The sequence below is a fragment of the Bradyrhizobium sp. SZCCHNR1051 genome (genome assembly GCF_032489615.1).
Classification (GTDB): domain Bacteria; phylum Pseudomonadota; class Alphaproteobacteria; order Rhizobiales; family Xanthobacteraceae; genus Bradyrhizobium.
The window spans coordinates 120,185-132,106 of sequence record NZ_JAUEYJ010000016.1 but is presented as its reverse complement, the minus strand read 5'-3'; the positions used below and the strand labels follow the sequence as shown (position 1 = coordinate 132,106).

General features: G+C 65.0%; 10 protein-coding genes. 4 read left to right on the top strand and 6 right to left on the bottom strand.

What is annotated here, in order from left to right; all coding sequences use genetic code 11:
• Positions 1–129: 129 nt before the first annotated feature.
• Positions 130–441, bottom strand: coding sequence for a hypothetical protein (locus QW868_RS20560; protein WP_315758505.1), 312 nt, complete (start codon positions 439–441; stop codon positions 130–132).
• 407 nt (positions 442–848) lie between these two features.
• On the opposite strand from QW868_RS20560, the gene QW868_RS20555 reads away from it, so the two are divergent.
• The 3 genes from QW868_RS20555 to QW868_RS20545 all read left to right on the top strand — a co-directional run bounded on the left by QW868_RS20555 (position 849) and on the right by QW868_RS20545 (position 3,725).
• Positions 849–2,060: a LysR family transcriptional regulator gene (locus QW868_RS20555; RefSeq protein ID WP_316231344.1), complete on the top strand. Its 1,212-nt coding sequence runs from the start codon at positions 849–851 to the stop codon at positions 2,058–2,060.
• A 7-nt stretch (positions 2,061–2,067) separates the two neighbouring features.
• Positions 2,068–2,463 carry a helix-turn-helix domain-containing protein gene (locus QW868_RS20550; protein ID WP_015668220.1) on the top strand — a complete coding sequence of 132 codons (396 nt, stop codon included), beginning with the start codon at positions 2,068–2,070 and terminating at the stop codon, positions 2,461–2,463.
• Positions 2,464–2,903: 440 nt separating this feature from the next.
• Positions 2,904–3,725: an enoyl-CoA hydratase gene (locus tag QW868_RS20545; protein WP_315737160.1), complete on the top strand. Its 822-nt coding sequence runs from the start codon at positions 2,904–2,906 to the stop codon at positions 3,723–3,725.
• Positions 3,726–3,828: 103 nt separating this feature from the next.
• Here QW868_RS20545 and QW868_RS20540 read toward each other — a convergent pair whose 3' ends face one another.
• The 3 genes from QW868_RS20540 to QW868_RS20530 form a co-directional block, all read right to left on the bottom strand.
• A complete protein-coding gene (locus QW868_RS20540; RefSeq protein WP_316231343.1) occupies positions 3,829–4,908 on the bottom strand; it encodes an isocitrate/isopropylmalate dehydrogenase family protein in 1,080 nt (359 codons plus the stop codon).
• Between the two features lie 126 nt (positions 4,909–5,034).
• Positions 5,035–6,102, bottom strand: a complete 1,068-nt coding sequence (locus tag QW868_RS20535) for an alcohol dehydrogenase (RefSeq protein WP_315776388.1) — start codon at positions 6,100–6,102, stop codon at positions 5,035–5,037.
• 229 nt (positions 6,103–6,331) lie between these two features.
• Entirely contained in the window at positions 6,332–7,399 is a 1,068-nt protein-coding gene (locus tag QW868_RS20530) for a CaiB/BaiF CoA transferase family protein (RefSeq protein ID WP_410051313.1), read from the bottom strand.
• A 340-nt stretch (positions 7,400–7,739) separates the two neighbouring features.
• Here QW868_RS20530 and glgA point away from each other — a divergent pair, with 340 nt between their 5' ends.
• Positions 7,740–9,155 (top strand): glycogen synthase GlgA, encoded by a 1,416-nt coding sequence (gene glgA / locus QW868_RS20525; protein WP_316231341.1) that lies wholly within the window; start codon positions 7,740–7,742, stop codon positions 9,153–9,155.
• A 156-nt stretch (positions 9,156–9,311) separates the two neighbouring features.
• Here glgA and QW868_RS20520 read toward each other — a convergent pair whose 3' ends face one another.
• Positions 9,312–11,435 (bottom strand): HAMP domain-containing methyl-accepting chemotaxis protein, encoded by a 2,124-nt coding sequence (locus QW868_RS20520; RefSeq protein WP_316231340.1) that lies wholly within the window; start codon positions 11,433–11,435, stop codon positions 9,312–9,314.
• 240 nt (positions 11,436–11,675) lie between these two features.
• Positions 11,676–11,804: a hypothetical protein gene (locus QW868_RS20515; RefSeq protein ID WP_315737155.1), complete on the bottom strand. Its 129-nt coding sequence runs from the start codon at positions 11,802–11,804 to the stop codon at positions 11,676–11,678.
• Between the last annotated feature and the right edge of the window lie 118 nt (positions 11,805–11,922).

Sequence of the window (11,922 nt, the reverse complement as noted above, 5' to 3'; positions counted from 1 at the left end):
GTCCCCCGCCCCGATGGGAGTGTCCGCCTCGTTCCAACCGGCTCGTCTGCGAGCCGGTGCGCGCTCACTGTGGGATCACGACATATCACAAATGCGCTAAATGCACCCTTGTGCACACATCGAACTGTGCTATTTCACCACTCGAAGCAGTGGTGGCCGGCGCTGACCCGGCTGCAGCTTCGCATCGCGCAGCTTGTCGGGATTGTCAGCTTGAACCATCTCATCGCAAAGCGATTTCAGATCGTCTTCGCTCAGACGGTTCAGCTTCATACGCAGGTCGAGGATGGCAACCGAGACCAAATGTGCCGATTCGCGATTGCCCGTTGCCGCGAGCATGGCGCGGCACTGCTCCAGGGATGCAAGCACTGCAAGCATTTGTTCGTCTGAATTGGCCACAGGCGTCGTTTCCGTTCTAGCGTGCGACGAGATCGAGCCGAGCAACTCCCGACTCGCGGATGGCTTCCAAATGCGTCATGTCCTTGCTCCCCTGCGCTTTGCCCATGCGGCTCAGTCCTGGCATGACGCAGGGTGAAGACACGCCACCGCTCCCCGGCATTCGATGAGTCAGCGCCACAATCCGTTCATCAAGATAGCATGACAACGGACCATCTTCGAATACCATTTCATTGCGGTCGAGGCAAAAACCATCGATCTTAGATTCGACTCGCGCTAAGCGTGTCCTTGTCCTACATGATGTGTCAGACCGCGCGTCTGCTGGCGGTAAGACCATGCTGCAGAGAACTGAAGGTAGCAGACTCATCGACCCTCGATCGCTCAACCAAATCATGGCACGAACGTGTCTTGCCCGTAATTTATCGGAATCACTCTAGCAGGCGGAGAGAGCTTGTATGCGCGTTGCGGCGGAACGGGGCGTTCCTCAGAAGGAACGCCAGGACCTAGCCGAGACCCCTGCGACGCTGGCGCCAGGGGAGCACGGCGACTCGTCTGCTGCGGCAGGATCGAGTATCGAACTGAGCCGAGAGAGTAGGGGCGCCGCGGCGAGCAAGCCGGCAAGAACTGTGACGGGCCGGGCCGCCCCGGCCAAGTCAACCGTGAGCAAATCGGCGCTGGCAAGTCTCACCGACTGGGATGCAGCGCGGATCTTCCTCGAGGTTGTCAGGGCCGGCAGCTTTCGCTCCGCGGCTGAGCGGCTGACGCTCTCGATCAATGCCGTACGGCGGCGCATCGATGATTTCGAGCGGCAGATCGGCGCGACGCTGTTCACGCGCGATGTCCACGGCGCTCGGCTGACCGACGAAGGCGCGCTGGTGGTCTCCGCCGTTGAGCACATGGAGGCCGCGTCATTCGAGCTGCTGCGCGCGGGCGATGGTCTCGCCGGCGCCGCGTCGGGCGAGGTCCGGGTCGCGGTGACCGAGGGGCTCGGCACGTTCTGGCTGGCGCCCCGGCTGGTCGAATTTCAGCAGAGCTTCCCCAACGTCATGGTCGACCTCTATTGCGCGATGCGCTCGGCCGACGTGTCGCGTCACGAGGCCGATGTCGCCATCCACCTCACCCGGCCGGCGGCGCTCGACGTCAAGCTGGTCCGGCTCGGCCGCATGCACCTGATGTGCTTTGCGAGCGAGAAATATCTGGAGATATTTGGCATCCCAAAGACGATTGACGATCTCGTCAAACATCGCTTGGTTCTGCAGGTGGCGGACGAAGCCGCCGCCAACGCCGCCTTCGCCACCATCTTTCCCGGTTTTGAGCAGCGGGACCTGATCGCGATGACCACCAATGTCTCGAGCGCCAATTACTGGGCGGTGGCGCACGGCGCCGGTATTGGAGTCTTCCCAACCTACGCGAGTGCCCTGGGCGGGAAGATCATACCGCTTGAGGTTGATCTCAAGTGGTCCTACGACATCTGGCTGTCTTACCATGCCACCACTGGACGCATCCCTAGGGTGCGTCACATGATCGACTGGCTGGTGGAGGCCTTTAACCCTGGCAAATACCCGTGGTTTAAGGACGAATTCATCCATCCACAGCAACTTAAAACAGTATATATGGGTGAACCCCTGACCCATCTTTTCGGGGGCTTTCCGATGGAAGGACGGTAAAATCAGTATGAACAAATCAGCGGCAAAGAAAATGAAGCAGCGCAGTGCGGGCAAGCCCGACATCGAGCTCGGCAAGCGGATTCGCCTGCGGCGTGTAGAGCAGAAGATCTCGCAGGCTGAGCTCGGCGAGAAGCTCGGCGTGAGCTTCCAGCAGGTCCAGAAGTACGAGAAGGGCGTCAACCGGGTCGGCGCTGCGCGTCTGCAGCAGATCGCCACCGCGCTCGACGTGCCCGTGACGTTCTTCTACGACGGCGACAGCAAGGCCCGTGAGGTCGAGAGCCTCCTGTTCCTGGACAGCGCCTTCAGCCTGCGGTTGCTGCGCGCCTACAGCAAGATCAAGGACCAGACGGTACAACGTCAGCTGGTATCCTTGATGGAATCGATCGCAGCGAACGAAGAATAGGCAAGGCTGTCTGATCCGTCAGACACGTCTGCCCGTGATGGATATGGGCCATCTTCGCTCGAGGGCGCAACTTGGGGGCGCCAGGCGATCTGCCAGCTCGGGCGAGTTCACTGCCTCGGCTCAAGGCCGAGCGATCGGCGTGGCCGACACACCGGCCCTTCTCGTCCGCCCAGCGATCGCTGCGCGGTCTGAGGCTTCGTCGCCTTTATATTCTCGTGCTCCCTGCCGTCATAGGAAGTGGCGGCATGCTGGCGTTTCGGTCCCGTCCGGCCGACGCTGATCGTGAAGGGCTCGCGTTCTCTCCTGGACGATCCGTGCACAGGTCGAGAGCATCGGCCCGGACGTCCCTTGCCTGCCCATCATGTCCTGAACCCACATTGACGCCGTCACCGGCGCGGTGAACGATGCCGGCCGCCTGCCCTCCTGCCGACGGACCCTCCATGCCGATCATCTCCGAGCTCCCCACCACCTTCGCCGGGGACAAGATCCTCATGACCAGAGCGGGCGATGGCGTCGGCATCATCACCTTCAACAACCCGGACAAACGCAATGCGATGTCGCTGGAGATGTGGGAGGGGCTCGGCCAGGCGCTGGTGGCGCTGCGCGACGACGAGGCGATCCGGGTCGTGGTGCTGACCGGCGCCGGCGACAAGGCCTTCGTGTCCGGCGCCGATATCAGCCAGTTCGAGCAGAGCCGCCACAATGCCGCAGCCTCCGAGGCCTATGCCGAGCGAAGCGCCGCCCAGCGGGCGCTGCTCGCCGGCTACCCGAAGCCGACGATCGCCTGCATCCGCGGCTTCTGCCTCGGCGGCGGCCTGCAGATCGCGATGCTGACCGACATGCGCTTCGCCGCCGCGGACAGCCAGTTCGGCATCCCCGCCGCCAGGCTCGGCATCGCCTACGGTTACGACGGCCTCCGCAATCTGGTGTCCCTGGTCGGCCCGTCGCAGGCGCGGCTGCTGCTCTATACGGGCCTGCGGATCGATGCCGCGGAGGCGCTGCGGATCGGCCTCGTCGATCGGATGATGAGCATCGACGAGCTGCTGCCGGCCACGCTGGAGATCGCCCGCACCATTGCCGGCAATGCGCCGCTGGCGGTTAAGGCCGCCAAGATCACCATCGCCGAAGTGCTGAAGGACGAAAGCCGCCGCGACACAGCCGCGATCAAGCGGATTGGCGATGCCTGCATGGATTCGGAGGATTTCCGCGAGGGCCGCCGCGCCTTCATGGAGAAGCGCAAGCCGGCCTTCAAGGGACGCTAATTAAATCATGATGCGTTTCCAAGAAAACGCATCATGATCCTATCTCTCATTGTTTGAGCATGATCGTTTCGGAAAACCGGTTCCCACTTTTCCGGATCATGCTCTAAAGCGCCTCCAGCACCGCCTTCGTGACGTCGATCGTGCCGGCATCGCCACCGAATTCGAACGGCTTGAGGCCGGATGCATAGACCTGGTCGACGGCCTGCTCGATCCGCTGGGCCGCCTCGGCTGCGCCCTCGATGCCATGAGTATCCGCCAGCCAGTCCAGCATCATCGCGGCCGACAGGATCATCGCAGTCGGGTTGGCCTTGCCCTGCCCCATGATGTCGGGCGCGGTGCCGTGGCAGGGCTGGAACACCGCATGGCGGTCGCCGATGTCGGCCGAGGGCGCCATGCCCATGCCGCCGACGAGGCCGGCGGCGAGATCGGACAGGATGTCGCCGAACATGTTCTCGGTGACCAGGACGTCGAAATCCCAAGGGCGCTTCACCAGCATCAACGCGCACGCATCGACGTAGAGATGATCTGCCTTCACATCCGGATGAAGCTGAGCGACCTCGTCGAAAATCTTGCGGAAGTAGGCGAAGGCCTTGAAGACGTTGGCCTTGTCGACGCAGGCTAATGTCCCCGAGCGGCCGCGATCCTTGCGGCGGGCGGCGAGCTTGAAGGAGAAGTTGAAGAGCCGCTCGGACGTCCTGCGGGTGATGACGAGCGTCTCGCGCGCCTCCTCATGTGTCACCACACCTTTGCCCATCGAGGCGAACAGGCCCTCGGTCGACTCGCGGATGACGACGAAGTCGATGCCGTGCTCGGCGGCGCCGACGATCGGGCTCGGCACGCCCGGAATCAGCCGCGCCGGCCGCACGCCGGCATAGAGATCGAAATGGAAGCGCAGCTCGATCTGCGGCGCGATCTCGGTGTTGTCGGGATAGCGCACCGACGGCAGGCCGCAGGCGCCGAGCAGGATCGCGTCCGCCTGCTCGCACAGCCGGATCGTGGCGTCGGCGATCGAGACCCCGGTCGCAAGATAGTTGGTGGCGCCGGCCTGGGCCTCGGTGAAACGGAACGACAGGCCGGCCCTCGCCTCGACCTTGCGCAGCACCTCGAGCGCTGGCGCCATGACCTCCGACCCGATGCCGTCGCCGGGAAGGACTGCGATGTGGAGTGCGTTGGTGGAGGGCATGTTTTCTTTACAATTCGAGTGAGTTAGCTCGGTCATTGCGAGCGAAGCGACGCAATCCAGGGCTCAGGTTGAGACTCTGGATTGCTTCGTCGCTTCGCTCCTCGCAATGACGGGAGTGGCTGGGAGTTACGGCGTCAGCACGGCGCGGCCGACGAGTTGGCCCTTCTGCAGCTCGCGCAGGGCATCGTTGGCCTTGGCAAGCGGCATCGGCGTCACCGGGATCGGCGCGATGTTCTTGGCGCGGACCAGGTCGAGCAGCTCCTTCGTCTCGCGGAGATTGCCGACATAGCTGCCCTGGATGGTGACCGCCTTGATCGGAATGAGCGGCAGCGCCCACGGCGCACCGCCGCCGAACAGGCCGACGATGACCAGCTTGCCGCCCTTTGTCAGGCAGTCGAAGCCGAGCTGCGCGGTGGCGGCATTGCCGACCAGGTCGATGACGGCCCGGATCGGCTCGCCTGCCGCCTTGTTCAATTGCTCGAGCGCGTCCGGCGCCTTGCCGTCGACCGCCGCCAGCGCGCCGGCCGCCAACGCGGCCTCGCGCTTGCGCGCGTCGATATCGACCACGATCGCGCCCTTGCCGCCCATGGCCTTCAACAGCGACAGCGCCATCAGCCCGAGCCCGCCGGCGCCGAAGATCACGATCGGCGTGTCGAAATCCTTCTCGACCTTCTTGAGCGCGCTGTAGGTCGTCACGCCCGAGCAGGCGTAGGGCGCGGTCGTCACCGGATCGAGCCCCTTGAGATCGATCAGGTGGCGCGGATGCGGCACGGTCATGTGGTCGGCATAGCCGCCGTCGCAATAGACGCCGAGCGAGGCCGGCTTCAGGCACATGTTCTCGTCGCCGGCAAGGCACGTGGCGCATTTGCCGCAGCCGATCCAGGGATAGACCAGCACGACGTCGCCGACCTTCAGCCCGCCCTTCTCGGCTTCGGTGACCTCGGGCCCGAACGCCACGATCTCACCGGCGCTCTCATGGCCCATGGTCCGCGGCAGCGACACGCCGCGATCCTTGAGGGACAGCGGCTTGCGGCCGTGGCCGAGATCATAGCCGCCTTCCCAGATGTGCAGATCGCTATGGCAGACGCCGGCCGCCTTCACCTTGATCAGCACCTGTTTGCCGAAGGGCTGCGGTGTCGGCTCGTCGACCTCGGTCAGCGGTGCATTGAAATCGGTGACCTTGAAGCTCTTCATGCTTTCACTCCCGTAGTCCGATGCGGGCGGGCCCGGACGGCGCATCGACGGGACGAGCGGCGAGGCTGCGCGCGGCAACGTCGCCTTGGACCTCCTCCCGGCATGAGCGCGTCCGGCTGGTCCGGACTGTTCTTGCGATATCGCGACATTGGCTGGAAACACGTGGAGCGGCAAGGCTGCGCGCAGCATGTGCGGTCATGGCAGCCCTGCAGCGGTTTGGCTCACAAGCTCAAGGTTTTGCAGCGTCGCTTACGCCGGCCCCCCGCAGGATTTCCACGGTGTGCTCTCCGAGGCTTGCAGCCCGCGGGCCCGCCGCAACCTTTGCCTCCGACATCCGGAACGGCAGGTTGACGACCTTGAAGGTCCCGGCGGCATCCTCCACGTCGGCCAGCGCGCCGCGATGCGTGATCTGCGGATCAGCCAGTGCATCGGCCACGCTGCGGTAGGCCGAGCTGGGCACGCCGCCCGCGTTCAATGCCTCCAGGCATTGGGCGACGGTGAGCCGGCGCGACCAGGCCTCGACGCCATCCATCAGCGCGCCCCAGTTTGCCCGCCGGTCGGAATATTTTGCGAATCTGGGATCATCGACCCAGTCCGGATGTCCGATCACCGTCATCAGGTTCTGGAACGTCTTCTCGCTGGCGATGGCGATCATCACGAAGCCGTCGCGACACTCCGCCGGGCCGAAGGTCGGCCGCGACGGCTGCGCAACAGGAAATTGCGACCATTGGATCTCGTTCAAGGTCAGGCTCAGCATCGATTCCAGCATCGAGCAGTCGATGTGCTGGCCGCGGCCGGTGCGCTCGCGCTGATACAGGGCGGAGGCGATGGCGCCGAAGGCATAGGTCCCCGTCACCACGTCGGCGTGATAGATGCCGCAATAGTCAGGCCGGCTGCGCCCGGGCTGGTAGGCGAGATGCGCCATGTCATAGCCCGAGGCCGCGTGGATCACCGGCGCATAGGCCGGGAGCTCCGCCGAGGGGCCGGTCTGGCCGTAGCCGGAGATCGAGCAGTAGATCAGCCGCGGGTTCAATTTGCGCAAGGTCGCATCGTCGAGTCCGAGCCGCTGCATCACGCCGGGGCGGAAATTCTCGACCAGGATGTCGGCACCTGTGACGAGCCGACGCACCGCGTCGCCGCCGTCGCGCGATTTCAAATCGAGCACGACACTCTTCTTGCCGACGTTGAGCTGGCCGAAGGCGGTGGAGCAGCCGCCGCGCATCGGAGGCCGGATGCGCATCGTTTCACCTTCGGCTGACTCGATCTTGATCACCTCCGCACCCATGTCTGCAAGCATGCGTGCACAATGCGGGCCGGCGATCGTGGTCGAAAAATCCAGGACGCGCAGCCCCGCGAAGCATCCTGTCAAACGGCTCTCATCGTTTCCAACTAGACTCACGAGCGCAGCTCCCTGGTGGAGTTCTCTTTTCCGCACGCCGATGCCGGCATGATCCATTTCCTCTTCGCCGATTCACGAAGCGTAAGCCATCGGGCGCGGTGCGCGGGGAGTCTAGTTCGAACCATTCGATGTCGAAAGCGTTTGGCCTTCCGCCACGGTGGGGCGACGCTTTTCTTCACGACTGAATTTGGACCTTTTCTTGCATAGGACGAACATGGGGCTTGATCGAGGACATCTCTTGCGGGTTCTGTTCGTTACGACCGAAATGGACGATTTCGTCCGGGTGGGCGGACTGGCTGCCGTTTCGGCGGCACTTCCCCGGGCACTGCGCTCACACACCGATGTCAGGATCATGCTGCCCGGCTACCGGGACGTGATCGAGCAACTCACTCACATCGAGATCGTCGGCCAATGCGCTCCTCTGGCAGAGATGCCAGGCTGCGCGCTGGGACGGTCTTCGACCCGCGACGGCCTGCCGGTCTACGTCCTGCTCTGCGACGAGCTCTATGATCGTCCGGGCAACCCCTACGGCGACGAGAACGGGCAGGACTGGGCGGACAACGACATCCGCTTTGGCCGTCTCGCCGCCGCCGCCGCCGAGCTGGCGGCGGGCACGCTGGATGAGAACTGGGCAGCCGATCTGGTGCACGCCAACGATTGGCAGGCCGCATTGGTGCCGGCCTATCTGGCATGGCGCGGGGTCGAGGTTCCCTCGATCCTGACCATCCACAACCTCGCCTATCAGGGCCTGTTCCCGCGCGAGTCGCTGCGCCGGATCGGCGCCCCCGAATCCTCGTTCCACATCGACGGTCTGGAGTTCTACGACAAGCTGTCCTTTCTCAAGGGCGGCCTGGTCTATGCGTCGCATCTCACCACGGTCAGCTCGACCTATGCGCAGGAGATCACGACGCCGGAGCTCGGCTGCGGGCTGGAGGGCCTGCTCCGGCAGCGCTCCAACGCCCATGAGCTGACCGGCATTCTCAACGGCATCGACGAGAGCTGGGATCCCCGTTACTGCCAGCAGCTGGCGCAGCCCTTCGCCGCCGGCGACTGGAAGGGCAAGAAGGCCAACGCCGACTACGTCCGCAAGCAGTTCGGCCTCGCCGTGTCGCGCGGTCCGATGTTCGGCATCGTCGCGCGCCTCGTCCATCAGAAGGGCATCGACCTGGTGCTGGAAGCCGCCGACGAGATCGTCGGCGCCGGCGGCCAGATCGTGGTCACCGGCACCGGCGAGCCCGCCATCGAGCGCGCGCTGTTGGAGGCTCACCGCCGCCGGCCGGACGCGATCGGGGTCGCCATTGGCTTCAACGATGCGCAGGCGCGGCGCATCTTCGCCGGCAGCGACTTCACCCTGATGCCGTCGCGCTTCGAGCCCTGCGGCCTGAGCCAGATGTATGCCCAGCGCTTCGGCTCGCTGCCGATCGGCCACCAGACCGGCGGCCTCGCCGAGACCATCACCGATGGCGAGACCGGATTCCTGTTCGAGAAGCCGTCGGCGGAATCCTTCCTCGGCGGGGTGAAGCGCGCGTTTTCGGCGTTCACCAGCACCGAACGGCTGAACGCGATGCGGCTGTCAGCGATGGCACGCTCCTTCAGCTGGAACCTGTCGGCCGCCTGCTACAACGCGCTGTACCGGAAGATGCTGGCGTCGTAGCCGCTCCCGTAGCCCGGATGAGCGAAGCGACATCCGGGTTCATCTCATCCTGTCGAACAGGCCCCGGATATCGCTTCGCTCATCCGGGCTACGGTCAAACAACAAAAGCCCGGACGTCGTCCGGGCTTTTTCTTGTGCGCTTGAAAGGCGGGCTTCTTACGCTGCGCGGACCGCTTCCAGGAAACTGCCGACCTCACGCTTGAGGCGGTTGGAATCTCCGGCGAGCGACTTGGCCGATGACAGCACCTCGGCGGAGGCCGAGCCGGTCTGCGAGGCGCCGCGCTGCACGTCCGTGATGTTGGACGAGACCTGCTGGGTGCCGTGGGCGGCCTGCTGCACGTTGCGGGAGATTTCCTGCGTCGCAGCCCCCTGCTCTTCGACCGCCGCCGCAATGGCCGCGCCGATCTCGGCAAGCCGCTCGATCGTCGAGCTGATCGCCTGGATCGAATTCACCGATTCCTGCGTCGCGGCCTGCACGCCTGAGATCTGCTGCGAGATCTCCTCGGTCGCCTTCGCCGTCTGCTCGGCCAGCGCCTTGACCTCGGTCGCGACCACCGCGAAACCGCGCCCGGCGTCGCCCGCGCGCGCCGCCTCGATGGTGGCGTTGAGTGCGAGGAGATTGGTCTGTCCGGCAATGCTGTTGATGAGCTCGACGACGTCGCCGATGCGGGCTGCGGCCTGCGACAATTCGGCGACGCGCCCATTGGTCTGGCGCACCTGCTGCACGGCGTCGCCGGCCATGCGCGCCGACGCCTGGACCTGACGGCTGATCTCGGTCACCGACGAGGAGAGCTCCTCGGTGGCGGAGGCGACCGACTGAACGTTGGCGGAAGCTTCCTCCGACGCAGCCGCCACCACCGTGCTGAGCTCCTGCGAGCGGCTGGCGGTGTTTGTCAGCATATCCGCCGACGTTTCGAGGCCCGAGGCCGCCGACGACACGGTGTTGACGATGTCGGCGATCGTCGACTCGAAGTTGCGCGTCAGCGCATCCAGCCGCCAGGCCCGATCGATCTGCGCCTGCGCGTCGCGCTGCGCGGCCTCGTCCGAGGCCTTTTTGGCGATCAGCGCGTCCTTGAAGATCTTCAGGGCGCGCGCCATCGCGCCGATCTCGTCCTTGCGGGACTCGTTCGGAATGTCGGCGCTCAGCTCGCCATTGGCGAGCCGCAGGGTCACGCCGGTCAGTCCGACCAGCGGGCCGACGACGCCACGGACGATGCCGATGACCACGGCGACCGACACGATTGCCACCAGCAGCAGAACGCCGAGCGCGATGAACAGCCGCAGCCGCGCCGCGCCAATGGCCTGATCGATGGCCTGATGCGCGGACTTGAGCGCCGCATCGCGCAGCACGATGACGTTGTTCAGCATCGGCGTCGTCCAGCGGCCCCACTCCTCCGCCGTGACCGGCGACGGCTGTCCGTCGCGCCCCGCCGTGACGATCTGACGGTAGCGCTGTTCGCCCGCGCCCATCAGGGTCGTGCGAACGTGCTCGAGCGCTGCGGACACTTCCGGCGTATTGCGAACGCTGCGCGCCGCGAGCTCGATCTGCTGCCACAGCAACGTCACCTGGCCGCTCTGCTCGGTCACCTCGGCAAGACGCGCCGGGGTCCAGCTGGTGTTCTGGATGAAGAAGCGCAACACGGCGGAGCGCGCGCCGTTGATCGTGCGCATCGATTGCGCCAATTGCGCAAGCTGGGCCGACGGCAACAGGTTCTCGATCTCGCCGCCGGCCCGCGACAGCTCGATCGCGGACTCGTCGATGGCGGCATTCAGAGACTCGGCCGCGCGACCGAGGCCATCCGTGGTCGTCGCCTGGATGTTCGCCGGACGCTGCGCGGCCGGAAGCGGTGCCGCGCTGCGCGCCGCGGAACGGACGCCGCGCAATGTCGTCGCTGCGGCATCGAGATTGGTGGTCGGCAGTCCCGCTACTTGCGCGGCGGTCTTGGCCTGGACCAGCGACTCGTCCGTCGTGGCGATGGCCTTGTCGAGCTTGGCGACATCATCCGCCGAGGCGGACCCGGCCGCCGCGAGCAGATTCCACTGGCCGCGCTCGAGCGGGATCTGCGCATTGACCTTCAGTGCCAGCTCGAAGGCGTCCAGAACCCGTGCCGCCTGCTCGCGCTTGCGCAAGTCGCCCCACCCGCTCCATGCGAGCGCAAAGGCGAAGGCCATCGCGAAGAAGCCGGTCAGCAGATTGCCGGCGAGAATTTTCCATTTGAGGCTGACCGCACCGGTCTCCGGCTCAACCGTCTCATTCTGCAGCACCGCGCGTTCGGACATTGGCCAATCCCAATCAAATACCGCTGCCCGGCCGGTCACGCTCGCATCGGCCGATACGCGCTTGCGCAGCGGCCCTCCGGCGACGTCTTCGCACGGTCGGCAAACAAGGATCGCGGCGACGCCGCCGCGCCATAATGATTAAGAACGAATGGCGACTAATCCCTTAAACTGAGTTGATCCGAGCGGTATCGGAATGCCGAGATGCCGCACTAATCGGATCGACTCAGCTCATCGGCCCCTCTACTCCGCAGCCGCTGCGAGCGTCACCGACGAATCGCGTAACACCTCGCCGGAGAGCGGATCGTGCTCGCCCGACCAGGGCCTGCGCTCCAGGATGTTGCACGGGCGCGTCGTGGCTCTCGTCCTCATGAATGCCGTCGCCCGTCATCGGGCGTTCGCATTGCACGCGCGGCCTGCGCTGCTTGAGAAATGCCGTTGTCCAATCGCGATGATAGCGCCTGCCTATCGATAGCGACGCTGATCTTCG

What these genes read in the sequence shown, in the direction of transcription:
- QW868_RS20550 (WP_015668220.1), top strand. Translation starts at nt 2,068, where the DNA reads ATGAACAAATCAGCGGCAAAGAAAATGAAGCAGCGCAGTGCGGGCAAG.
- QW868_RS20520 (WP_316231340.1), bottom strand. Translation starts at nt 11,435, where the DNA reads ATGTCCGAACGCGCGGTGCTGCAGAATGAGACGGTTGAGCCGGAGACC.
- QW868_RS20535 (WP_315776388.1), bottom strand. Translation starts at nt 6,102, where the DNA reads ATGAAGAGCTTCAAGGTCACCGATTTCAATGCACCGCTGACCGAGGTC.
- QW868_RS20545 (WP_315737160.1), top strand. Translation starts at nt 2,904, where the DNA reads ATGCCGATCATCTCCGAGCTCCCCACCACCTTCGCCGGGGACAAGATC.
- QW868_RS20530 (WP_410051313.1), bottom strand. Translation starts at nt 7,399, where the DNA reads ATGCTTGCAGACATGGGTGCGGAGGTGATCAAGATCGAGTCAGCCGAA.
- QW868_RS20555 (WP_316231344.1), top strand. Translation starts at nt 849, where the DNA reads ATGCGCGTTGCGGCGGAACGGGGCGTTCCTCAGAAGGAACGCCAGGAC.
- QW868_RS20540 (WP_316231343.1), bottom strand. Translation starts at nt 4,908, where the DNA reads ATGCCCTCCACCAACGCACTCCACATCGCAGTCCTTCCCGGCGACGGC.
- QW868_RS20515 (WP_315737155.1), bottom strand. Translation starts at nt 11,804, where the DNA reads ATGAGGACGAGAGCCACGACGCGCCCGTGCAACATCCTGGAGCGCAGG.